The following is a 21,610-nucleotide window of genomic DNA, read 5'->3' as shown; positions in this document are numbered from 1 at the left end:
GACTAGCTCCAAAGCTTGATGGAATCGGCGAAGGTACCGGCTTGCTCACGGATCGGTTGCATCTGTCCGGAGTTCTCGGCGTACTTGAACGAGATATGTGGGATATCGTGTTCCTTCATACGGTCGGTTAGCATCGGTCGTTCTAACAGTGCCGGGTCACAGAAACTTGGCGCGGCGAAGATAACGCCTTCAGCCTGGCGCTCCTTGACTGTACCTAGCAGGTACATGCCGACATCTTCATGGCGGTCACAGTACTTGGCTGCTGAGTCGGCTGATTCGTGTATGAAGGCATCGGCAAGATTCTGTAACGGATTGCCTTCGCTCGGCACTTCGTTCAGCAACCAGCGGTTTACCAGCATGTAGTCATCGTCGACGATGTAGCAACCGGCCAACTCGATCGAGCGGATCAGGTTCAGCGGAGGCTGCTCGCAGAATGAACCGTTGATGATGATGCGGCAGTTATCGCGTTTCGGATTATCCAGGCGCATCGCTGCATCCATATAATCGCGCAGCATTTCGTTGTGCTCTTCAACCGGTATTACCATACCAGCCCGGTTAAGCAGGTAGACATCGTTACTGGATACGTTGTGCGGCATCTCAGAACGCAGGTCATAAAGCTCACGGATCAGGTTGCGGTTTATGTTGTAGATCTGGATTGAATTACGGATCGCCTCGTCAGTGATCTTGTTGCCAGAAAGTTTCTCTAAGCCTTCGCGCAGTTCCTGCAGTTCAGCAACGTAGTAGTTGCCACCGATGTCGTCTTGGTAGTTCTGCGGAACATCGAAATAACGAACATAGGTCTCAGGGAACATCAGTTTCCACATCCCCGACAGATTACGAATAACGTCACAGATGCTCGGGAACAGCATGCCGTCGACGAAATCCAAACGGCCGGTCTTGCCCAGTTCGATGGTGGAGCGGGGGATACGGCAGATGTAACTCTGGTAATAAGCATCGCCGTGGATGACTTCGAGGTTGTCGCCGCCACCCAGAATACCCAATGACATCATGTTACCGGCGTGCATGATCTCACGCGGTACGTAGACCGGCATGTAACCGATCACCTTGCGAGAAGGGTCAGCGGCTTTCCATTCGCGGGCTGCGGTGAAGTATGTATCTTCGTACAACTCTTCGCAGCGTTTAATAATATCTACTGTACTCATAACTATCGGTGCTCCCAATTTGCAGTGCGTTTCTCGACGAATGCCTGTAAACCTTCTACAGCGTCGTGGGTCGCCATCAGTTCCTGGAGGTAAAGGTTTTCAACTGTTGCCAGTTTTTGTTTGATTCGTTCAATGCTGTCAGCACTGGCGGCTTGCACAGCAAAGCGCAATGAGCTGGCACTGACCGATGCCAAATGGGTATCAAAATAGGCTTCGGCAGCGGCGGATGGATCCTCGCTGATCTCGTTAATCAAGCCGATACGCAGGGCTTCGTTGCCATCGATGCTGCGGCCCGAGAAGAGTAAGTCTTCGGCTTGGCTTTGACCGATGCGCTCAGGCAGTAGGCAGGAAGCGGCGGGGGCAAATACCGCCAGTTTAATCTCAGGTTGACCCATATTGGCATTGGCTTGGGCGAACAACAGGTTGCCAGCCAGAGCGACTTCCAACCCTCCGCCCAGGCACTGACCTTTAATCGCCACCAGAATAGGTACCGGGCAATCCAACATCTGAGTGATCAGTGCGTGGAGGCTTTTTAACATCACCTCACACTGGTCGGGCATATGCTCGGCAACACTGGCGCCAAAGCTGAAATGCGAACCCTCGGCATCGAGGATCACCGCAGTTAGCTTGGCAGAGCCCAAGTGTTTATCGAGTGCTGCGCTCAGAGCTTCGATCATTGCCGCATCGACAATGTTGGCCTTGGGTCGAGACAGGCGTAACCGGAGTAAGCGGTCCTCCTTCTCTAACCAGACTCTTAGCGGGCTGTCGCTCATCATTGTGGTCCTTTTGTTATTGTTAGAATATGCAGTTTTGTTCCTGTCGTACTGTCTTGATATGAACTTTAGTGCATCTTATGGCAATGTTAACGTTAGCGTCAACATGTTTTTGTGGCGTGATAAAGGCTTTGTATATCGACCGTTCTGCTAGGCGGAACGGTGGTAATGGTGGCGGTGGAGGTTAGACGGTGAAGTATGTCATCGTGAGATACGAGTAGAGCGATGACAGCTGATGGAGAGCTTTCAATAATTGGATATTCAGTCGCTTCCTTTGCCGTAGAAAGGTTTCTTAATATTTTTCAGGTGCGGGTCTGTATTCAATGAAATTAATCTGATCGACGGGGAGGCTATATGATTGAATTTTCAGAAGCTTTTGGTGTTGCTTTCTCGCTATTGATCAGTCTCGATCATGAGCTGGCTGAAATAGTGATGCTGTCTTTGTCGGTCAGTCTGGTGGCAGTATTCATTGCGATCATTGTGGGTATGCCATTGGGCGCTGCACTGGCAATCTTCACCTTCCCTGGACGTAAATTTATTATTGTCGGCTTGAATTCCCTGATGGGCTTGCCGCCGGTTGTGGTTGGGTTAGTCGTATATATATTACTTTCCAGGTCCGGACCGTTAGGTGTTCTGGGGCTGCTATTTACCCCTACTGCAATGATTATTGCCCAGGTAATTCTGGTGCTGCCTATTATTGCAGCTTTAACCCGCCAGATAGTTGTAGAGCTGTGGAGCGAATATGAAGAACAGCTAAGATCGCTGGGAGCCACGCCCTGGCAGGCATTGCCAACACTGCTTTGGGATGGGCGCTATTCCCTGGTCACGGCGATGTTAGCGGGATTTGGACGCGCCATCGCAGAAGTTGGCGCGGTAATGATTGTCGGGGGAAATATTGATCATGTCACCCGGGTAATGACCACCGCCATTGCCCTGGAAGTGAGCAAAGGCGACCTGGCACTGGCGCTGGGGTTGGGAGGAGTGCTCATATTCCTCTCAGTCGGAGTCAATGCACTGGCATATCTGATTAATAAACCTGCCTCGCTAAATAATCCAATCAATAAACCTACCTTGTTCCGCAGTCCGATCAAGGAGAACGTCAGATGACAAGCCAAAGTATATTGCCGCTGGAGCTCAGGGCGGTCAATTTTGAGGTGCAGGGCAAACGGCTGATTAAAGATGTTTCCTGTACCTTCGAGCAGAACCTGCGCAGCATTATTATCGGTCCTAACGGGGCAGGAAAAAGTCTGTTTCTGCGACTTTGCCATGGTTTGTTGCAACCGGTATCGGGACAGATTATCTGGCAGGGCGGTGGTGACCGTGATTCTGCCAGGCAACAAGCGATGGTATTTCAGCGACCGGTGATGCTTCGTCGATCCGTCCGCGCCAATGTTGACTATGCCCTCTCAATTCGCTCAGTTGCCCGGCCTGAGCGCGAAGCGATTATCGATGAAGTACTACAGCGTACAGGGCTCAGCCGTTTTGCTGACTATCCTGCCCACGCGCTCTCTTATGGTGAACAGCAGCGCCTGGCTCTGGCACGGGTCTGGGCTCTGAAGCCACAGATCCTGTTTCTGGATGAGCCAACAGCCAGTCTCGACCCGCCAGCGACGCATCTGGTGGAACAGATTATTGAAGCGATTCATGTTGCCGGGACACGCATTGTTATGACTACCCATGATCTGGGGCAGGCCCGACGTATCGCGGACGAAGTGCTATTCATGCACCGGGGTCGTTTGCTTGAGCATGCCCCGGCCGATCAGTTTTTTGATAAGCCTAAGAATGAGCACGCCCGGGCATTTCTCGGTGGAGAGCTGCTCTGGTGGCATCCTAAACACCCGTTACATAAACCCGGATCAAAAAAGGAGATATGCCAATGAAGCGGTTTTCACCTGTTGGGTTATTACTTTCATTTAGCCTGCTTTTATTGGCGAGTCTGGCTCAGGGGCAAAATTACATCACACTGGCCTCGACCACCTCAACCCAGAACTCAGGCCTGTTTGCGCACATACTGCCTCAGTTTACCAGGGTTTCAGGAATCGAAGTGCGGGTAGTGGCGGTCGGTACGGGACAGGCACTGCGTCTGGCCCGTAACGGTGATGCCGATGTTTTACTGGTACATCATCGTCCCTCAGAAGAGCGTTTTGTCGCTGATCAGCACGGCGTTAGCCGTCAGGATGTGATGTATAACGATTTCCTGATCGTCGGGCCGGCGCAAGACAGTGCCGGTATTCAGGGCTTACGTGATGCGGTTGCTGCGCTGAAAAAAGTAGCGAAGTCGTCTGCTGCTTTTGTCTCCCGTGGCGATGACTCCGGGACCCATAAGAAAGAGCTGGGTTTATGGCAGTCAGCCGCTGTAGAACCGGGAGCTGATGCTGGTGCCTGGTATCGGGAAACCGGCTCTGGCATGGGAGCAACCCTCAACACCGCCAGTGCCATGAATGCTTATGCCCTGGTCGACCGGGGGACCTGGCTGAGCTTTAAGAATAAAGGCTCATTGCAGGTGATGGTGGAGGGGGATTCACGGTTATTCAACCCTTATGGCGTGATTCTGGTGAATCCGCAAAAGCATCCTCATATCAAGGAAACCGAAGGGAATCGTTTTATTCAGTGGTTAGTGTCTCCGCCGGGGCAGCAGGCGATAGCGGCCTTTCAGATAAACGGTGAAGCGCTGTTTCATCCTAATAAACGTTAATTCATCCATCGCTTAAGCTGTCCGGGAGGTCACTATGAAAGACGCTGTGGTAAATGATTGCTGTACTGGCAGTTCGTCAACAAAGATGCTGAGTATTGATGAAGGACTGGCGCGCATTCTCGGTGCCGTTGCACCGTTGACTGAGAGTGAAACGGTGACGCTTGATTCAGCGCAGGGGCGCACGCTGGCCCAAGCGCTGATATCGCCGATTGATGTGCCAGCCCATAATAACTCGGCGATGGATGGTTATGCGATACGTGCACAGGATCTGTCAGCCGAAGGTGATACTCGCCTACAGGTTATCGCCAGTGTTTTGGCTGGTCATCCTTTTTCCGGTGCGGTGGGACCAGGGCAGTGTGTAGAGATCATGACCGGCGCCCAGATCCCTGAAGGGCTGGATACCATCGTTATTAAAGAGATCAGCAGTCGCACCGGTGAGACGGTGTGTTTTCCTGCGGGTGTCAGAAAGGGGCAGCACCTGCGTCTGGCGGGGGAGGATCTGGGTAAAGGTCAGGAGGCTCTGAGCGCTGGTGCAGGGTTGGGGCCTGCAGAAATGGGCCTTATCGCTTCGTTGGGATTAGCCGAAGTTGAGGTGTTGAGAAAGCCACGGGTGGCCTACTTCTCCACCGGTGATGAGATTCGCAGCCCCGGCGAAGCGCTTCAGGGCGGGCAGATTTACGACAGCAATCAGTATACCGTCACCGCTATGCTGCGTGACCTGGGGGTTGAGGTGATTGAGTTAGGAGTGATACCCGACCAACGCGAAGTGCTGGAGGAGGCCTTTCAGCAGGCCAGCAGCCAGGCCGACGTTATTATCAGTTCGGGTGGCGTCTCTATTGGTGATGCGGATTATGTCAAAGATACGCTGGATCAGCTGGGTCAGGTAGATTTCTGGCGGATGGCGATCAAACCCGGACGCCCTTTAGCCTTTGGCCGTGTGGAAGACGCGCTGTTCTTCGGCTTGCCCGGTAACCCTGTGGCGGTAATGATTACCTTCCTGCAGTTTGTAAAACCGGCACTGAAAAAGCTACTGGGGGATTCACACTGGCAACCACAGCAATTCCAGCTTCCCTGTCAGCAGCGTCTTAAAAGTCAGCCAGGACGAAGTGAGTTTCTGCGCGGCATAATCGAAACGGATGAGCAGGGGCGACCTGTAGTGCGTACCACCGGCCAGCAGGGTTCGGGCATACTAACTTCGATGAGTCGTGCCGACTGTCTGATCGTGTTGGGTCCTGAATGTGCTGGGGTGGAACCAGGGCAACCGGTCTGGGTGCAGCCTATGAAGGGCTTACTGTGATGCGAACAGAGCTTAAAACTTAAGAGAAAAACCTGAATGCAGCTTGTTTGGGGTTACCGGAGCTTCAGGCTGAGGCACCAGCAGATAACATGTTAGCCTGCGCTACTGTAAATGAAGGTATGCAGCTGCATCACTACAGTACATCAGCACGGAATGTTTGTGGCAGGCGGTGATCAGTAGCAACTGAACCTCTGATCCACAGCACAAAGCTGACTTCTGGTACTGCATAAAAAAAGAGCCGTAGATGTTTGTATCTACAGCTCTTTTTATTTTTAGCTTGTGATAGCGGCTTTATTTAAATCAAAGTTAACGCGCTGAATTTACTCAGCAATTACAGTACCTTTGATCTGATAAGCCTTACCACGGAAGAAAGCCAGCTCGTCACCGTTCTGGTTAGTCAGGGTAATATCGTAAACCCCGGTACGACCACTGCGGGTACGCTCTTTTGAAACAGCCGTCAGAATATCGCCTTCATATCCCGGTGCGACATAATCAATAGTACAACCACTGGCAACAGTTACCCGGTTATAGGTATTACAGGAGTGAGCAAACGCCGTATCACACAAGGTAAACATGCAGCCGCCGTGGCTGATAGCGTAGCCGTTAAGCATATCTTTGCGTACTACCATTGATAACCGTGCATAACCCGGTGAGACTTCCTCTATCTGCATGCCCATCGCTTGTGCCGCGTGGTCTCGTTCATGCATCGCTGCACTACAAGCTTCAGCCAGCTGCTGTGGAGTCATATCATCAACTTGCATATTAAGCGTCTCCGGCTACCTTACGTAACATTAGTGGCGATGCACGGTAGCGGTCTTCACCGTAGGCATCCATCAGGTTGTCCAGCACATCCAGAGCATAACTCAGGCCTAGCGCGTCAACCCACTCGATAGGGCCGCAAGGGTAGTTCACGCCGCCTTTCATAGCGATATCTACTGCCTGATCGTCACATACTTGCTGATTAACCGCGTCGTAGCCTTCATTAGCCAGCATACAGACCGTACGCATAACCGCCATGCCCGGTACGTCATCAATGACACTTACCGCTTTACCTATTGCCTGGAACAGGCCGGTAACGCTTTGCAATGCATCAGTTGAAGCCTGATCAGCAGGAGCCAGTGCAATACGAGTTGCCTTAGCGTAGTCCAGAGCCAGATCAAAATTGATCAGATTGGGACGCATAGTTTCAGCGGCACGCTGGGTAGTGAACTGGCCGTTAGTCAGCATCAGGGTAGCATCGCCCACCATGATCATGCCTTCAACTTCATCGTTCTCAACCCGGTTGACTGTAATACCTGCCTGCTCGATTAGCTGAACTAACGCTTCGGCTACGCCCAGACTGCCTTCGATGGTGATAGAGGCTGGAGCGGGACAGTTGTCTGCAGTTGCAGGGGCAGGTTTTACCGCGCCTTCGCTGTAATCGTAAAAGCCACGGCCCGATTTACGACCGAAATGACCGGCATCAACCAACTCCTTTTGAATCAAAGATGGCAGGAAGCGCTGATCGTTATAGAAGGCTTCAAATACTGAACAGGTAACTGCGTAATTGACGTCGTGTCCGATCAGATCCATCAGCTCAAATGGCCCCATACGGAAACCACCACACTCGCGTAGCAGAGCATCAATAGTCGCTATATCTGCTGCACCTTCCTGATTGATACGCAGGCCTTCTGCATAAAAAGGACGAGCTACCCGGTTTACGATAAAGCCCGGTGTCGATTTAGCGTGTACCGGCAACTTGCCCCAGCTGGCAGATAATTCATAGATATCCGCGGCTACCTGCGGATCTGTGTCCAGACCGCTGATGACCTCAACCAGTTTCATGATAGGTGCCGGATTGAAGAAGTGCATACCGACCAGGTTCTGTGAGCGTTTCAGGCTTGAGCCGATCGCAGTGACAGAGATAGAAGAAGTGTTAGTGGCGATGACTGTATCTTCAGCACAGATCTCTTCTAACTGACCAAACACCTGTTGCTTAATATCCAGGCGTTCAACAATGGCTTCAATCACCAGGTTAGAAGGGGCAAGATCAGTAATGGCTGAAACAGGCTTTATGCGGGCGACCAGAGCATCGGCATCCTGCTGGCTCATACGGCCGCGCTCAACCAGCTTTGACAGACCTTTTGCAGTGTTATCAATACCGCGTTGAGCAGCGCCTTCAGCGGCATCAAACAATAGTACCGGATGGCCTGCTTTTGCAGCTACCTGAGCAATACCAGCGCCCATAGTGCCGGCACCGATAACTGCTATAACAGAATCTGTAGTGAAACGACTCATAATATATAAACTCCGTTACTTGGCTTGTTTACTTGCCTTTAAATTCTGGCTGACGCTTGTTCATGAATGCAGCAACACCTTCACGGTAATCTTCAGTACGACCCGCCAGTGTTTGTAGATCACGTTCAAGATCCAGTTGCTCATCGAAGCTGTTATCGGCTGAAGCCTGAATAGCGCGCTTGATTAAAGCCAGACCTTTGGTCGGCTGGGTTGCCAGGTGTTTAGCCATCGCAAGTGCAGCGTCCTTCAGCTCTTCAGGCTCGTAGGTTTTCCAGATCATGCCCCACTGCTCAGCTTGCTCGGCAGAGAGTTTGTCTCCCAGCATGGATAGCGCCATAGCGCGCGGAGTACCTAATGCGCGCGGCAGTGTCCAGGTGCCACCTGAATCAGGAACCAGACCGATCTTACAGAAAGCCTGGATAAAGCTGGCTTTTTTAGAAGCCAGAACGATATCACAAGCCAGTGCAATGTTGGCACCTGCGCCAGCTGCAACGCCGTTAACCGCACAGATAACCGGCATTTCAAGGCTGGAAATAGCACGTAGCATTGGATTGTAGTTTTTCTCAATGGATTGACCCAGATTTGGCATCTCTGCATCCGGATCAACATTGCGATCGCTTAAGTCCTGGCCAGCACAGAAGCCGCGGCCATTACCGGTGATCAACAAGCAACGAACTTCAGCATTTGTCTTAACCTGTTTCAGAGCATCACGCATCTCGGCGTGCATGTCAGTATTGAAACTGTTCAGGCTATCTGGACGATTCAGGGTCAGAAGTGCAACGCCTTCAGTAATTTCGAATTGGATATTTTCGTATGCCATCTGATTATTTTCCTTGGAAGTTCGGTCGACGTTTTTCCATGAAGGCTGCAATACCTTCATTACGGTCTTGGGTAGCTGCAAGCAGGGTAAATGCCTTACGTTCCAGGTTAAGACCGGTTTCTAAAGTGGTTTCGTAGGCTTTCAGTAGCGACTCTTTAGCCAGACGAGCGGCAATAGGAGGTTTGCGTGCAATGGTTTTAGCCAGTTTGAGTGCGCGTGGGTAGCTCATCTCAGGAATAGTTACTTCACTAACCAGGCCAAATTCACGGGCCTGTTCAGCACTGATAAATTCACCGGAAAGTACCAGTTGCATCGCCATTGATTTACCAACGGTACGTAGCAAGCGCTGTGTGCCACCGGCACCCGGGATGATCCCCAGATTGATTTCCGGTTGACCAAATTGAGCGTTATCACCGGCGATTACAATATCGCAATGCATCATCAGTTCACAGCCACCACCCAGCGCAAACCCATTCACTGCCGCAATGACAGGCTTCGGGAATTGAGCAATTCGGCGCCAGTAGGTAGGGCGGGGATCGTTCATTACGCCAACCGCATCCAGTTCGGCCATCTCTTTGATATCTGCACCCGCAGCAAAGACTTTTTCGCCGCCGGTAATAACTACAGCGTTAACTGTATTATCAGCATTTACCTGGTCCAGTACTTCAGCAATTTCCTTTAACAGGTTGGTGCGTAGTGCGTTGCGGGCTTCAGGGCGATTCAGAGTGATGGTGATTACACCACTATCTGGTTCAGAAACCAGAATATCTTGATAGTCTGACATCGTATTTCTCAGCATAGTCTGTAGTAAATTATTTCTTATATAAAAAGTGCCACGACTGTCTTACTCAGAAGTGACACCTTTAGCTTGTAATAGAGTGTTGCTTAATTTGAAGGGGTGCTCAGACCCAGGCGACCTAGCATATCGTTTACCTGACCTTCCCAGGCAGCCAGACGTTCATCGTTAGCTAACTTAATAAGGCCAAACAGCTTGAAGCGACCATTATGTTCTGAATCAGAGCGGCCAAAGGTGGCTGCTACACGAGGGTACCAGTAGTCGACTGCTGCTTGTGCGCCAGCCAGGCCATTATGATCGATAGCGTCTTGCAGACCTTTTTCACCCATCTCAACATGGGACTGCTCACACTTAACGATATCAACCATCGCTTCAGCTAGCGGAGCATATGATGCGTGGCGTAGCTCACCCAACTGGACAGCAGAGGCGGTGCCCATCAGCGCATTCAGTACTAATGCATCTACCCAGCCTTCCAGCGGATAGTGGAAAACATTCAAGCGCTTATCTCCGCCAATGCGACGGTTACCCAGATCAATAGTACGATCCAGGCGAGAAGACCAGGCGTGTGAAGATACATAAAGACGTGGTTCAACATTGAAATCTTTTAACAGATCGAGAACCTGCTCCGCATGATCAAAACGATCCGCAACAATTTGAGCTGCAGTTCGACGCTCACGTAACCCCGGGCCACAGTTAATCATATTGGCGAAACCGGCTGCTCCGGCCAGCTGGGAGTCTACAAAAACCACCATCAGGCGCATCAGTTCTGTACGGTAGCTGGCAGGTAATGCTTCGCCACGCTGAATTTTATCGCCTTTACTGATACGTTCGATCAGAGTCTTTTCATCCATTGCCATAGAAGCCTCTCAGTTATCTCTCTGCTTCAATACTGTGTAGGAAGCACTTTTATAAAGGTAGTCACTAATAGTTATATTTAATTCTAATAGTAATACCTGACAAGTCGTTTCTGTAACGGGCTCTGTAAAGGTTTTCTTTATCGAACCGGCTCCAGACACAGTATTCTTATACAGATTTTAAATACCTATAAGGGTTAGATTAACGCAAAAACCCAAAGAGATACAATAATATTATCAATAAATATTCTTTTCGTATCATATTGTTTAGTGTATCTTTAGTTTCAGTCTAACGAATAAGTTAAGGTAGTTTACGGTCAGTATTTTTGCTGCTGTGACTTTGCTGAAATACATAGCAATACCTGATTAAGAATGATGTGAGAGGAACTATGGCTGATATCGCTATCCTGGTAGGAACTGAATCCGGCAATGCCCAGATGGTTGCAGATACCCTGAGTGATGAGCTGGGTATGGATCATGATGTAGTAGTTCATGAAGAGCCGGAAGCCGATGAACTGGATCTGGCCAGCCGTGAAATTCTGATTATCTGCTGCTCTACCCACGGTGATGGTGAGCTGCCGGATAACATTATCCCTCTGCATGACGCACTGAAAGAGGGCGATATGGACCTTTCTCATATCAAATACGGTATCGTGGCGTTAGGTGATCAGACCTATCATCAGACCTTCTGTCAGGCCGGTAAAGATATGGATGCGGTGTTTGCTGCCCGTGGTGCAGTTCGTGTAGGTGAGCGACTGGAGATCGATGCCTGTACGCAGCCGCTGCCTGATGAAGATGCATTGGACTGGGCCAAGGAATTCATGTCCGAACTGTAATTAAAGCTACTGCGCTCGGTTATACGGCGTTGAAAGTCTGCTCGCAATGCTCATTTACGGTCGTAAACTCCGCTTGCTCGCAAATTTTCGCCTAGTCTAACCAGCGCTCGTCACGCTTTTAGGTTGTGATCTAAGCTCAGTACCAAAAAGTAATAATTACGCAACAAATACAGCAATAAAATACAGTGAGGTTGTGTCATCGACACAGCCTTTTGCTTAAAAAGAAACCCGTTAGCAGGTTTCAAAACGGAAAAGAGAACTATTATGAGCCAGTCATTGTTTGAGCAGCATCAGGATACGTTACAAGGTGCACTGAAAGCGATCCGTACCCGTGATTACTGGAGCCCGTACCCGGAAAGCCCGAGCCCGCGCAAGTACGGCGAGACCGCCGATAAAGATGGTCAGGCAGCGTTTAAAGCGCACCTGAATGGCTCATTTGAACTGAAAATGCCGGGTATCACCGGTGAAGCGGGTAGCGAAGTCTCTCCGTACGGTTTTGATCTGGGTGTAAAATACCCGACCGTTGATATTGATGTGTTGCTGCCGGCGATGAAAGACGCACAGAAAGCATGGCGTGATATCGGTGTTGATGCCCGTGCAGGGATCTGCCTTGAGATTCTGAAGCGGATTAACGCCCGTAGCTTTGAAATCGGTTACGGTGTTATGCACACGTCCGGTCAGGGCTTTATGATGGCTTTCCAGGCCGGTGGCCCACACGCTCAGGACCGTGGTCTTGAAGCGGTTGCTTACGGCTACGAAGCAATGACCAGCGCACCGGGTGCTGCTACCTGGACTAAGCCTCAGGGCAAGCATGATCCACTGGTACTGGATAAGAAATTTACCGTTGTAGGTCGCGGTGTGGGTCTGGTGATCGGTTGTTCAACTTTCCCAACCTGGAACACTTACCCGGGGATGTTCGCATCACTGGTTACCGGTAACCCGGTTGTGGTTAAACCGCATCCCGCAGGTATCCTGCCAGCAGCGATCTCTATCCAGATTGCACAAGAGGTATTAGAAGAGCAGGGCTTGCCGCCACACATCGTATCGATGGTTATCGATGCCGATCCGGCGCAGCCATGCACTAAAGAGCTGGCCCAGCACGCGGCTGTTAAGCTGATCGACTTTACCGGTAACACCGCCTTCGGTGACTGGCTGGAGCAGAACTGCCCACAAGCTCAGGTGTATACCGAGAAAGCCGGTGTAAACACCATTATTGTCGACTCCACTGACAACTTTAAGGGCATGATTCAGAATCTGTCCTTCACCCTGAGCCTGTATTCCGGCCAGATGTGTACCACGCCGCAGGATATCTTCATCCCGGCCGGTGGTATCGAGACAGATCAGGGCCACAAGAGCTTTGATGATGTAGCGAGCGCACTGGCAACCGGTCTGGACAAGTTCCTGTCTGATCCGGAACGTGCTGGTATGGTATTAGGCTGCATCCAGGCGGAAGTGACCGACAAGCGTATCGACAACGCGAAAGCGCTGGGTACCGTCGTACGTGATTCTGACCGTCCGGTGAACCCATGGTTCAAAGAGGCGCGCATGCGTAGCCCGCTGATCCTGAGCATCGATGCAGATAAAGAAGATACCTATATGGAAGAGCTTTTCGGCCCGATCACTTTCCTGATCAAGACCGACAGCACTAACCACTCAGTAGAGCTGGCCCATAAGGCGGTTAGCAACCACGGTGCGATCACCATGGGTTGTTACACCACGACTGATGCGGTGTTGGATCAGATCGAAGAAGCGGCACTGGATTGCGGTGTTGCCCTGTCGAGCAACCTGACCGGCGGTGTCTTCGTAAACCAGAGCGCAGCATTCAGTGACTTCCATGCGACGGGTTGCAACCCGGCGGCGAATGCTTGTTTGTCGGATCTGGCATATGTAGCGAATCGGTTTCGGGTAATCCAGTCGCGTAAACACGCCTGATAAACTATTGCGCTTGCTTATGCGGCGTTGAAAGCTGATTTGACTGGCTTTGCCAGAACGCACTTTTAGTGCGGCCCGAAGGGGGAGCGGAGCGAATACATGCTCACTTACAATTGTAAGCTCCGCTGTCTCATCAGCTTTAGCCTTGCCTAAGCTGCGCTCATTGCGTTTATCTCTATCGAAAGACTCTTGATAAAGAATCAAATTTACAGAAAAGGATTCGTTATGAGTTACGAATGTATTCTTAGTGAAGTAAAAGATGGCGTAGGTATTATCACGCTGAATCGCCCTAAAGCGATGAATGCGCTGAATTCAACGCTGTGCCGTGAAGTCGGCGAAGCAGTTGATGGTTTTGAAGTAGATGATAGTGTTGGCTGTATCCTGATCACCGGCGGCGATCAGGTGTTTGCAGCGGGTGCCGATATCAAAGAGATGAAAGATCAGACATTTGCTGATCTGTACGCTAAAAACTTCCCTTATATTCAACGTGACTGCTGGCGCGCCATTGATGAGGCACGTAAGCCGGTGATTGCTGCTGTAGCAGGTTTTGCCCTGGGTGGTGGCTGTGAAATGACGATGGCTTGTGATTTCATCATTGCTGCAGATAGCGCTAAATTCGGTCAGCCTGAAATTGGTATAGGTACTATGCCGGGTGCTGGCGGTACTCAGCGCTTGACTAAGGCGGTCGGTAAGGCGAAAGCGATGGAGATGTGCCTCAGCGGTCGTATGATGGGTGCTGAAGAAGCGGAGCGTGCAGGACTGGTTTCCCGTATTGTTCCCGCAGAAGAGCTGGCTGAACAGTCATTCAAGACTGCGCGTAAGATCGCATCAATGTCTCGTCCGGCGCTTACTCTGATTAAAGAATGTGTTGATATGGCGGTAGGTAGTTCGCTAGATGATGGCCTGCGTTTTGAGCGCCGTGCTTTTGAGGCAACTTTTGCGTTTGAAGACTGCTCTGAAGGCATGAATGCCTTTGCTGAAAAACGTAAGCCAGAGTTCAAAAACCGTTAATGGTCTGTTAGAAGACTGCTAACCGGGTCAATATCATAAACGCCGTCAGTAAAAGCTACTGCCGGCGTTTTGCTTTTAAAGGGCTATTCAGATGAGTATTACAACCATTGAGATCTCCATGGCGCAGTGGCAGGCAAAGTTTACCGCGCGGGTCATAAATGAAGGTGGCGAAAATCCACTGCTTATCGAAGATGAGTTTGCCGCTGAAGAGTTAGCTATGGATGCAGGTCATAATCATATCTGGACCCTTAAGTATGCAGATGAGGGAGAAGGGGAAGTGCTTGTGAATGGACTCTGGTCGGTTGGCGCGGTAGGCTTTTATCTAACAGAAGAAGCTTATTCAGATGATGAAGATTACGTGGTAACACAATGAAGTTAAAAGGAAAGAAGGCCTGGATTACAGGCGCCAGCTCAGGAATAGGTCAGGCTACAGCCCGGCTGTTAGCAACAGAAGGCGCTGATCTGATCATTAGTGCCCGTCGGGAAGAGCGGCTCAAAGAACTGGCAGATGAATTGCGGGCTATGGGGCGGGACGTAACTGTCGCTGTGGTTGATGTCTCAGACCGAAAAGGTATGGAGCGGGTAGCTGCGCTTATCGCAGATCAGGGTGGCGTTGATATATTAATTAACAATGCCGGCACTATGCCTATCAGCCCAATAATCAATGGTCGTGTTGATGAGTGGGAGCAGATGATAGACACCAACATCAAAGGTGTGCTGTACGCGATCAATGCGGTTTATTCCGGGATGGCAGAGCGTAAAGAGGGCTATATTGTTAATATCAGTTCGGTTGCAGCACGGCTTACTTATCAGAGTGCTGGTGTTTACAGCGGCACTAAGCATGCTGTCAGGGCGATCTCCGATACGCTGCGTAAAGAAGCCATTCGTTTTGGTGTGCGGGTGACCGATATTCAGCCTGGGTCGGTAGACACCGAACTGCCCGACAGCATTGCACACGATAAGATTCGCGCAGCAGTTAAAGATAATATGTACGGGGAGAATATGCCAAACCTGCAGCCTGAAGATATTGCTAACGGCATTCTTTATGCGCTAAGCCAGCCGGCCTATGTGGATGTTAGTGAACTTTTAATAAGACCAGTGATTCAGGAAAACTAACTTGTCCTGATTAATAGATGGTTATCATTTGGCCTCTGTTGGCGTACTATCAGCGCTTTCAGAGGCTTTTTCATTTTAAATCGGTTGGAACTCAGACTTTGTATAAATTACTTATCTTCGATTGGGACGGCACTATCATTGATTCTGCTGCCCGGATTATTTCCAGCATGCAGCAAGCAGCCAGAGACCTGGATCAACCAGAGCTAACTGATGATGCGGTCAGAAACATTATCGGTCTTGGCCTGCCAGAGGCGATACGGGTATTGATACCGGGAGTCGATGAAGCAGTGATACCGGATATGCGTGAACGGTACGGATATTATTATCTGGGCGCTGATACAACTCCTACGGCGTTATTTGAAGGGGTTGAGAGCACCTTAACAAATCTTAAAGATAAAGGTTATCGTCTGGCAGTGGCTACTGGTAAGAGTCGACGTGGTATGCAGCGCGTATTCGATGAAACAGGGCTTGAGCACCTGTTTGAATTGTCGCGCTGTGCGGATGAAACCACTTCCAAGCCTGATCCCCATATGCTGTATGAGATATTAGAACAGTCCGGCGTCGATGCAAAAGATGCCGTTATGATTGGTGATACGGAATTTGATCTGGAAATGGGTGTCAGAGCGGGTATGGACACTATTGCAGTGAGCTATGGTGCACATCATATCGACCGGTTAAAGCAATTTAATCCTATACTGGAGATGCATGCATTCCCGGAATTGGAAAACTGGTTAACTGATAAGTCGATGAATAGCTGATTACAAAGGAGAAAGGTGTGGGCTTTAATCCCTGGGCAAATGATAGCAAAGATGCAGATGCTATTAAGAAATATGAAACTAAGACTAAAGAGTGGCGGTTGATCGAGCGGGCTTTTATGGGCCTGCAAAAAGAGCAGCGCAGCGCGCGACGCTGGGGTATCTTCTTTAAGCTTCTGACTTTCGGCTATCTCTTTGTTATTTTGGGTGTGTTTCTGTTTGCAGATAGTTTTGCGCCTGATGCCGATGATGCCGGAGAGCATACAGCGGTTGTACAGGTTAAAGGGCCGATTGCTGACGGTGAAGAAGCCAGTGCGGACGCTATTATTCATGCATTGCGCAAGGCATTTAAGGCGGATGAGGCAAAAGCCGTCATTTTGCGGATTAACAGCCCAGGCGGTAGTCCGGTGCAATCAGGTTATGTCTATGATGAAGTGAAGCGCTTACGTGCACTACATCCGGAAAAGAAAGTTTATGCCGTGATTATGGATATTGGTGCATCGGGTGCCTATTACATTGCCGCATCAGCGGATGAGATCTATGCCGATAAAGCCAGTTTAGTAGGCTCAATCGGGGTAATTTCATCAGGTTTTGGCTTCGTTGATCTGATGGAGAAGGTGGGTGTTGAACGTCGCACATTTACCGCCGGTGATAATAAAGCTTTATTGGATCCATTCTCGCCTCTACAGGATAAAGAGCGTCAGTTCTGGCAGTCAGTGTTAAACACCACTCACCAGCAGTTTATCGAACAGGTTAAACTGGGGCGGGGCGATCGTATCAAAGATGATACTAAGCTTTATAGTGGTCTGGTCTGGACCGGCGAACAGGCGGTTGAGCTAGGGCTGATTGATGGCTTAGGTAGCAGTAGTCATGTAGCAAGACAGATTGTTGGTGCAGAAAAACTGGTTGACTATACCCCTCAGGGCACGCCGCTTGAGCAGATCATTGATCAGTTAGGTGTTAGCTTTGCGAAAGGAATGTCTGCTCAGTTAGGGTTGGGTAATACGACTCAGCTACGTTAGAAGCCATTCAAAAATTAAAAAGCCTCTAAATGAGGCTTTTTTTAATTCTTCTGTGAAATTATTTCGATCAAACAGTAGACAATATTGTTGTTAGCTTAGGGTCGCTAATCTGACTCGCCGGCGTCAGGGTTTTTCGCTGCCAGGGAATAAAACCCAGATACCAGCAGCGCCAGAAGCCAACAGATGCTTGAGGGTTCTCGTTTAGCAGTTGCTCAAGGCTTTGCACTTTACCTAGCTCTATTCCCAGTGCCTCTTTAAATACCAGATGAACAAATTTGGAACAAAACTGACGTTTCGAATCAAACTTAAAGCCCAGGTGGTAAAACTCGCCAAGGTACCTGTCGGCTACCTGCTTTAATTGCTTTAGCTGAGTGTCAGAAAGAGGGGCTGGCAGGCGTCGTACCATTACCTCACCGTTGCAGGTGCGGCTAAGGTATTTACGTAACGGTGTTTTGGTCACCCGGGGGACTTTGCTTTCAATGACCAGCCATTGGCCGGCCTCTTTAATTGCAAAGCCAACGTGGGAACTCCAGCTTCCGGTACCGCGAGCGACCTGCTTATATAAAAAGGCATTAATTGAGATAAACAGAATATCACCCTCTTGAAGAGTTGCGGTGATGCGTTGTTCAAGCTGATCAAGTTCATGCGCTTTCATTTAAATAACTCCGTTAGCCATATAGATTGGAGTCAATTTTGCGTAATTTGATCCCTTGGCGCCATTTAAATGGTGTCGGTATCGGAATGTAATACCTTTAGTTTCAGATGATAGTTTGGCCTTGTTTTTCTAGCATCCGAATTAACTTAATAAGTGGCAGGCCTATCAACGTATTTGGATCATCGCCTTCGAGCTTCTCAAACAGGGCGATCCCCAGGCCTTCAGATTTAAAACTGCCGGCACAGCTATAGGGTTGCTCTGCTGTCAGATAGTTATTTATCATCTGTGGTGTCAGTGAGCGGAAATGAACCTGAAAGGGAACAACCTCAGTATCTGATATATTTGTGACGCTATTGAACAGAGTCAGGCCGGTTAAAAAGACAATCGTTTTACCTGATGCATCAGATAACTGTTTATAGGCGTTATCATAATTACCTGGCTTACCAATGGTTTCGCCATTAATAATAGCAGTCTGATCAGAGCCAATAATCAGTGCGTTAGGGTATTGTTGCTGAAGCGCTCTGGCTTTTTCTTCTGACAAGCGTGCTACATAATCCTGAGGTGATTCGTTGATATGCCTTGTCTCATCAATATCAGGCGAGGCAGTCTCAAAGGGTAGATTAAGTTTATCCAGAATCGCTTTTCTGAACGGTGAACTTGAGGCCAGAACCAACTGTGTCATACTGCGGTAACTCCAAAAATATGTGGCTTACGCTAAGGTACAGATATTAACCCGTTTTTTTCGCTTTAAAAGCCTTATTTCCTTTGACAGACCGGGTTTTGATCCCTAGAATTGCGCGCTTATGTCGAACGCCCCATTACCAAAGAAAATAGACCCGCGTAAGCTTGCTGAGCGGGGAGTGCGGATAGAAGGTGAAGCTGAGCTTCGCTTGTTGCCTAATCTGCTATCAACACTGTGTGAAGAACAGGGTTCAATCTCTGTCGACCTGCAGTTTGATAATGATCCGCAACGTATTCGCACAATAGTCGGCACCGCCGGCGGCATGGTCAAAATGACCTGTCAGCGTTGTCTTGAGCCCGTTGATATTAAAGTTGAAGCGAAGTTCAATCTGGCTGTAGCTCCTACTGAGGAGCATGCAAAAAATCTACCCAGGCATTACGATCCGCTGATTGTACCTGAAGATGATTTGTTGTTGTTACCTATGGTGGAAGAAGAGTTGATTTTGTCGCTCCCGATTGTGCCATACCACGATGACTGCAGTATACAGACGTCCTTCGGTGACGCGGCTACGACTGACAAAGAAACAGAATCAGATAAACCGAACCCTTTCAGTGTATTAGCCTCACTGAAGGCTGATAAGCAGAAATAGGAGCTAGATCCCATGGCAGTACAAAAGAGCAAAGTAACTCGTTCACGTCGCGGCCAGCGTCGTTCTCACGATGCCCTGAGCAACCCGACTCTATCCGTTGAAGCTACTACTGGTGAAGTACACCGTCGTCACCACGTAAGTGCTGATGGTTTTTACCGTGGTCAACAGGTTGTTGCGCAGCAAGACGACGAGTAAGTTTGTCAGACAGCATATGTATCGCGCTTGACGCGATGGGCGGGGACTTCGGTCCCCGTGTTATTATTCCCGCCTCTGTTGATGCTCTGAAGCGTCACCCTCAGCTAACCCTTAAGCTGGTTGGCCAGAAATCTGTTTTATCTCCTGTTTTAGAAAAATCACTGGGCAAGCACCCAGCTGCTGCTATTGCCGATCGTATAACGATTGTTAATGCTGACAACATCATTGCCAATGACGAAAAGCCGTCCTATGCACTGCGTAAGCGCGGTGACTCTTCTATGTTCAGGGCAATTAGCCTGGTGGCAGAAGGTCAGGCTCAGGCCTGCGTAAGCGCAGGCAATACCGGAGCATTGATGGCTCTGGGGCGTTTTTCTCTGAAAATGCTGCCGGGCATTGATCGTCCCGCCATTATTACTGCGATCCCTTCAGCTCAGGGTGTCAGCTATATGCTGGATCTGGGAGCAAATGTTGATTGTAGTGCGGAGCATCTGCTGCAGTTTGCTGTAATGGGTTCTGTAATGACCCGGGCGGTAGAGGGTATTGAGCAGCCTCGAATAGGATTGCTTAATGTCGGTGAGGAAGAAAACAAAGGCAATGAACAGGTAAAACTTGCCTCCAGGTTAATCAGGGAGCATGGCGGACTTAATTATCAGGGCTTTGTCGAGGGTGACGATATCTTCACCGGCAAGGTTGATGTTGTTGTTTGCGATGGTTTTGTCGGTAATATCGCTTTGAAAAGCAGTGAGGGAGTGGCCCGGTTAATCGGCAGCCAGATGCGTAGCAGCTTCTCAGCCTCATTGTTGCGTCGCTTTACTGCATGGCTCGCTGCACCCATTCTTGGTGAGATACGTAGCCATATCGATCCAGCACGCAGAAATGGCGCTAGCTTGCTTGGACTCCAGGGTATCGTAGTTAAAAGTCACGGAGCGGCTAATTCAACCTGCTTCGGCTTTGCGATAGATCAGGCAGTAGCCGAGGTTAGTATGGATCTGCCGGGCAGTATAAATCGCGAACTAGAGTCTCAAATCAACTGATTTACAGATATCGAAATCAAGCCTTAAGACAAACGTTTTAATTCATTCTGAATGCTGTAAACTACTCTTTTTAAATTGTTATGCGCCTATTTGTAAATTGAGGTAACAATGCCACAATCCCTTGCGTTTGTTTTTCCGGGACAGGGCTCCCAGCATCTTGGTATGCTGGCTGATCTGGCTTCCGAACACTCCATTATTCAGGAAACATTTGCTGAAGCATCAGAAGTGCTGGGCTATGATCTCTGGGCACTGACCCAGGATGGACCTGAAGCCGATCTTAATCAGACCGACCGCACACAGCCTGCGTTACTTACCGCCGGAGTCGCCTTGTGGCGCTTATGGCAGCAGCAGGGCGGTGCACAACCTGCGCTGATGGCGGGGCATAGTCTGGGTGAGTACACTGCACTGGTATGCGCCGGAGCTATTGAGTTTAAGGATGCTGTAAATCTGGTCAGGCTGCGGGGCGAGTTTATGCAGCAGGCCGTGCCTGCAGGTACCGGTGCAATGGCTGCTATTCTGGGTCTTGCAGATGATGCTATTCAGACCGCTTGTGATGCTGCAGCGCAGGACGAAGTTGTTTCGCCGGTAAATTTCAACTGCCCCGGGCAGGTTGTGATTGCAGGCAATAAGGCAGCGGTAGAGCGTGCTATTGAAGGCTGTAAAGAGGCCGGTGCTAAGCGCGCTATCCCACTACCTGTAAGTGTTCCATCGCACTGTGTGCTGATGAAGCCCGCAGCAGAGCAGATGGCCACTGAGCTAAAGAATATTGCAGTTAAGTTGCCATCTATAACAGTTATTCAAAACTTTACTGCTAAAGCGCCGACTACAACCGATGAGCTGATTAATAATTTATTGGCGCAATTGTACAGCCCGGTGCTATGGACTGATTCTGTGCAAAATATGATTGGTCAGGGTATTGAATCTACGGTTGAGTGTGGCCCTGGAAAGGTATTGTCAGGGCTGAACAAAAAAGTTCATCGCCCACTGGCGGTTGCTGCAATAAACGAACCTGCGGGTCTGGAGAAGGCGCTGAGCGCTTAATCCCTGC

The 21,610-nt window shown here is 49.7% G+C and carries 24 protein-coding genes; 15 read left to right on the top strand and 9 right to left on the bottom strand.

The genetic code is table 11. The features are described from left to right. Positions 1–2: 2 nt before the first annotated feature. Both bcrC and EHS89_RS15620 read right to left on the bottom strand, forming a co-directional pair. A complete protein-coding gene (bcrC, locus tag EHS89_RS15625) occupies positions 3–1,163 on the bottom strand; it encodes a benzoyl-CoA reductase subunit C (RefSeq protein WP_124927097.1) in 1,161 nt (386 codons plus the stop codon). Positions 1,164–1,165: 2 nt separating this feature from the next. Beyond that, positions 1,166–1,939 carry a cyclohexa-1,5-dienecarbonyl-CoA hydratase gene (locus tag EHS89_RS15620; RefSeq protein WP_211340352.1) on the bottom strand — a complete coding sequence of 258 codons (774 nt, stop codon included), beginning with the start codon at positions 1,937–1,939 and terminating at the stop codon, positions 1,166–1,168. A 351-nt stretch (positions 1,940–2,290) separates the two neighbouring features. On the opposite strand from EHS89_RS15620, the gene EHS89_RS15615 reads away from it, so the two are divergent. The 4 genes from EHS89_RS15615 to EHS89_RS15600 are packed head-to-tail and all read left to right on the top strand — an operon-like array spanning position 2,291 to position 5,928. Then, complete coding sequence (locus EHS89_RS15615) at positions 2,291–3,043, top strand: ABC transporter permease (protein ID WP_124927095.1); 753 nt, start codon at positions 2,291–2,293, stop codon at positions 3,041–3,043. Next, positions 3,040–3,816, top strand: coding sequence for an ABC transporter ATP-binding protein (locus EHS89_RS15610; protein WP_124927094.1), 777 nt, complete (start codon positions 3,040–3,042; stop codon positions 3,814–3,816). Before EHS89_RS15615 ends, EHS89_RS15610 begins: the two co-directional genes overlap by 4 nt. Beyond that, positions 3,813–4,631: an ABC transporter substrate-binding protein gene (locus tag EHS89_RS15605; protein WP_124927093.1), complete on the top strand. Its 819-nt coding sequence runs from the start codon at positions 3,813–3,815 to the stop codon at positions 4,629–4,631. Before EHS89_RS15610 ends, EHS89_RS15605 begins: the two co-directional genes overlap by 4 nt. A gap of 34 nt (positions 4,632–4,665) precedes the next feature. Beyond that, a complete protein-coding gene (locus EHS89_RS15600) occupies positions 4,666–5,928 on the top strand; it encodes a bifunctional molybdopterin-guanine dinucleotide biosynthesis adaptor protein MobB/molybdopterin molybdotransferase MoeA (protein WP_124927092.1) in 1,263 nt (420 codons plus the stop codon). 320 nt (positions 5,929–6,248) lie between these two features. On the opposite strand, the gene paaI is transcribed toward EHS89_RS15600, so the two are convergent. From paaI to EHS89_RS15575, 5 genes are all read right to left on the bottom strand, one after another. Next, positions 6,249–6,689, bottom strand: coding sequence for a hydroxyphenylacetyl-CoA thioesterase PaaI (paaI, locus tag EHS89_RS15595; RefSeq protein ID WP_124927091.1), 441 nt, complete (start codon positions 6,687–6,689; stop codon positions 6,249–6,251). A 1-nt stretch (position 6,690) separates the two neighbouring features. Beyond that, entirely contained in the window at positions 6,691–8,205 is a 1,515-nt protein-coding gene (paaH, locus tag EHS89_RS15590) for a 3-hydroxyacyl-CoA dehydrogenase PaaH (RefSeq protein ID WP_124927090.1), read from the bottom strand. A gap of 28 nt (positions 8,206–8,233) precedes the next feature. After that, positions 8,234–9,025 carry a 2-(1,2-epoxy-1,2-dihydrophenyl)acetyl-CoA isomerase PaaG gene (gene paaG / locus EHS89_RS15585; protein WP_124927089.1) on the bottom strand — a complete coding sequence of 264 codons (792 nt, stop codon included), beginning with the start codon at positions 9,023–9,025 and terminating at the stop codon, positions 8,234–8,236. A 4-nt stretch (positions 9,026–9,029) separates the two neighbouring features. Further along, the gene (gene paaF, locus EHS89_RS15580; RefSeq protein WP_124927088.1) at positions 9,030–9,809 is read right to left on the bottom strand and encodes a 2,3-dehydroadipyl-CoA hydratase PaaF; all 780 of its coding nucleotides are present in this window, start codon (positions 9,807–9,809) and stop codon (positions 9,030–9,032) included. A gap of 101 nt (positions 9,810–9,910) precedes the next feature. After that, on the bottom strand, positions 9,911–10,678 hold the full coding sequence (locus tag EHS89_RS15575) for a Phenylacetic acid catabolic protein (RefSeq protein ID WP_124927087.1): 768 nt from the start codon (positions 10,676–10,678) through the stop codon (positions 9,911–9,913). 386 nt (positions 10,679–11,064) lie between these two features. Between EHS89_RS15575 and EHS89_RS15570 the strand changes: the two genes are divergently transcribed. The 7 genes from EHS89_RS15570 (at position 11,065) to sppA (ending at position 17,347) form a co-directional block, all read left to right on the top strand. Beyond that, positions 11,065–11,511, top strand: coding sequence for a flavodoxin domain-containing protein (locus EHS89_RS15570; protein ID WP_124927086.1), 447 nt, complete (start codon positions 11,065–11,067; stop codon positions 11,509–11,511). Between the two features lie 264 nt (positions 11,512–11,775). Continuing rightward, complete coding sequence (gene paaN / locus EHS89_RS15565; RefSeq protein ID WP_124927085.1) at positions 11,776–13,443, top strand: phenylacetic acid degradation protein PaaN; 1,668 nt, start codon at positions 11,776–11,778, stop codon at positions 13,441–13,443. Positions 13,444–13,668: 225 nt separating this feature from the next. Then, a complete protein-coding gene (locus EHS89_RS15560; RefSeq protein ID WP_124927084.1) occupies positions 13,669–14,454 on the top strand; it encodes an enoyl-CoA hydratase-related protein in 786 nt (261 codons plus the stop codon). A 91-nt stretch (positions 14,455–14,545) separates the two neighbouring features. Beyond that, positions 14,546–14,827, top strand: a complete 282-nt coding sequence (locus EHS89_RS15555) for a hypothetical protein (protein WP_124927083.1) — start codon at positions 14,546–14,548, stop codon at positions 14,825–14,827. Then, on the top strand, positions 14,824–15,570 hold the full coding sequence (locus EHS89_RS15550; RefSeq protein ID WP_124927082.1) for an SDR family oxidoreductase: 747 nt from the start codon (positions 14,824–14,826) through the stop codon (positions 15,568–15,570). Before EHS89_RS15555 ends, EHS89_RS15550 begins: the two co-directional genes overlap by 4 nt. A gap of 98 nt (positions 15,571–15,668) precedes the next feature. Further along, on the top strand, positions 15,669–16,328 hold the full coding sequence (locus EHS89_RS15545; RefSeq protein ID WP_170167521.1) for an HAD family hydrolase: 660 nt from the start codon (positions 15,669–15,671) through the stop codon (positions 16,326–16,328). 17 nt (positions 16,329–16,345) lie between these two features. Then, positions 16,346–17,347, top strand: a complete 1,002-nt coding sequence (sppA, locus tag EHS89_RS15540) for a signal peptide peptidase SppA (protein ID WP_229753778.1) — start codon at positions 16,346–16,348, stop codon at positions 17,345–17,347. A 67-nt stretch (positions 17,348–17,414) separates the two neighbouring features. Here sppA and EHS89_RS15535 read toward each other — a convergent pair whose 3' ends face one another. Together EHS89_RS15535 and EHS89_RS15530 are read right to left on the bottom strand one after the other, a co-directional pair. Continuing rightward, positions 17,415–18,002: a YiiX/YebB-like N1pC/P60 family cysteine hydrolase gene (locus EHS89_RS15535; protein ID WP_124927080.1), complete on the bottom strand. Its 588-nt coding sequence runs from the start codon at positions 18,000–18,002 to the stop codon at positions 17,415–17,417. A gap of 103 nt (positions 18,003–18,105) precedes the next feature. Next, the gene (locus tag EHS89_RS15530; protein ID WP_124927079.1) at positions 18,106–18,684 is read right to left on the bottom strand and encodes a Maf family protein; all 579 of its coding nucleotides are present in this window, start codon (positions 18,682–18,684) and stop codon (positions 18,106–18,108) included. Between the two features lie 121 nt (positions 18,685–18,805). On the opposite strand from EHS89_RS15530, the gene EHS89_RS15525 reads away from it, so the two are divergent. The 4 genes from EHS89_RS15525 to fabD all read left to right on the top strand — a co-directional run bounded on the left by EHS89_RS15525 (position 18,806) and on the right by fabD (position 21,603). Next, the gene (locus EHS89_RS15525; RefSeq protein ID WP_124927078.1) at positions 18,806–19,333 is read left to right on the top strand and encodes a YceD family protein; all 528 of its coding nucleotides are present in this window, start codon (positions 18,806–18,808) and stop codon (positions 19,331–19,333) included. Positions 19,334–19,345: 12 nt separating this feature from the next. Continuing rightward, positions 19,346–19,528: a 50S ribosomal protein L32 gene (gene rpmF, locus EHS89_RS15520; protein WP_124927077.1), complete on the top strand. Its 183-nt coding sequence runs from the start codon at positions 19,346–19,348 to the stop codon at positions 19,526–19,528. A gap of 2 nt (positions 19,529–19,530) precedes the next feature. Next, complete coding sequence (gene plsX, locus EHS89_RS15515; RefSeq protein WP_124927076.1) at positions 19,531–20,562, top strand: phosphate acyltransferase PlsX; 1,032 nt, start codon at positions 19,531–19,533, stop codon at positions 20,560–20,562. 108 nt (positions 20,563–20,670) lie between these two features. Beyond that, a complete protein-coding gene (gene fabD, locus EHS89_RS15510) occupies positions 20,671–21,603 on the top strand; it encodes an ACP S-malonyltransferase (RefSeq protein WP_124927075.1) in 933 nt (310 codons plus the stop codon). Positions 21,604–21,610 lie beyond the last annotated feature (7 nt).

This window comes from Amphritea balenae, assembly GCF_003858655.1.
GTDB lineage: Bacteria > Pseudomonadota > Gammaproteobacteria > Pseudomonadales > Balneatricaceae > Amphritea > Amphritea balenae.
Note: the sequence above shows the minus strand (reverse complement) of the source record. Positions and strands in the feature narration are given on the sequence as shown.

What these genes read in the sequence shown, in the direction of transcription:
- EHS89_RS15575 (WP_124927087.1), bottom strand. Translation starts at nt 10,678, where the DNA reads ATGGCAATGGATGAAAAGACTCTGATCGAACGTATCAGTAAAGGCGAT.
- EHS89_RS15550 (WP_124927082.1), top strand. Translation starts at nt 14,824, where the DNA reads ATGAAGTTAAAAGGAAAGAAGGCCTGGATTACAGGCGCCAGCTCAGGA.
- EHS89_RS15535 (WP_124927080.1), bottom strand. Translation starts at nt 18,002, where the DNA reads ATGAAAGCGCATGAACTTGATCAGCTTGAACAACGCATCACCGCAACT.
- EHS89_RS15530 (WP_124927079.1), bottom strand. Translation starts at nt 18,684, where the DNA reads ATGACACAGTTGGTTCTGGCCTCAAGTTCACCGTTCAGAAAAGCGATT.
- EHS89_RS15570 (WP_124927086.1), top strand. Translation starts at nt 11,065, where the DNA reads ATGGCTGATATCGCTATCCTGGTAGGAACTGAATCCGGCAATGCCCAG.
- fabD (WP_124927075.1), top strand. Translation starts at nt 20,671, where the DNA reads ATGCCACAATCCCTTGCGTTTGTTTTTCCGGGACAGGGCTCCCAGCAT.
- EHS89_RS15620 (WP_211340352.1), bottom strand. Translation starts at nt 1,939, where the DNA reads ATGATGAGCGACAGCCCGCTAAGAGTCTGGTTAGAGAAGGAGGACCGC.
- EHS89_RS15525 (WP_124927078.1), top strand. Translation starts at nt 18,806, where the DNA reads ATGTCGAACGCCCCATTACCAAAGAAAATAGACCCGCGTAAGCTTGCT.
- EHS89_RS15600 (WP_124927092.1), top strand. Translation starts at nt 4,666, where the DNA reads ATGAAAGACGCTGTGGTAAATGATTGCTGTACTGGCAGTTCGTCAACA.
- bcrC (WP_124927097.1), bottom strand. Translation starts at nt 1,163, where the DNA reads ATGAGTACAGTAGATATTATTAAACGCTGCGAAGAGTTGTACGAAGAT.
- rpmF (WP_124927077.1), top strand. Translation starts at nt 19,346, where the DNA reads ATGGCAGTACAAAAGAGCAAAGTAACTCGTTCACGTCGCGGCCAGCGT.
- paaG (WP_124927089.1), bottom strand. Translation starts at nt 9,025, where the DNA reads ATGGCATACGAAAATATCCAATTCGAAATTACTGAAGGCGTTGCACTT.
- paaH (WP_124927090.1), bottom strand. Translation starts at nt 8,205, where the DNA reads ATGAGTCGTTTCACTACAGATTCTGTTATAGCAGTTATCGGTGCCGGC.
- EHS89_RS15605 (WP_124927093.1), top strand. Translation starts at nt 3,813, where the DNA reads ATGAAGCGGTTTTCACCTGTTGGGTTATTACTTTCATTTAGCCTGCTT.
- paaF (WP_124927088.1), bottom strand. Translation starts at nt 9,809, where the DNA reads ATGTCAGACTATCAAGATATTCTGGTTTCTGAACCAGATAGTGGTGTA.
- paaN (WP_124927085.1), top strand. Translation starts at nt 11,776, where the DNA reads ATGAGCCAGTCATTGTTTGAGCAGCATCAGGATACGTTACAAGGTGCA.
- EHS89_RS15610 (WP_124927094.1), top strand. Translation starts at nt 3,040, where the DNA reads ATGACAAGCCAAAGTATATTGCCGCTGGAGCTCAGGGCGGTCAATTTT.
- EHS89_RS15555 (WP_124927083.1), top strand. Translation starts at nt 14,546, where the DNA reads ATGAGTATTACAACCATTGAGATCTCCATGGCGCAGTGGCAGGCAAAG.
- paaI (WP_124927091.1), bottom strand. Translation starts at nt 6,689, where the DNA reads ATGCAAGTTGATGATATGACTCCACAGCAGCTGGCTGAAGCTTGTAGT.
- EHS89_RS15560 (WP_124927084.1), top strand. Translation starts at nt 13,669, where the DNA reads ATGAGTTACGAATGTATTCTTAGTGAAGTAAAAGATGGCGTAGGTATT.
- EHS89_RS15615 (WP_124927095.1), top strand. Translation starts at nt 2,291, where the DNA reads ATGATTGAATTTTCAGAAGCTTTTGGTGTTGCTTTCTCGCTATTGATC.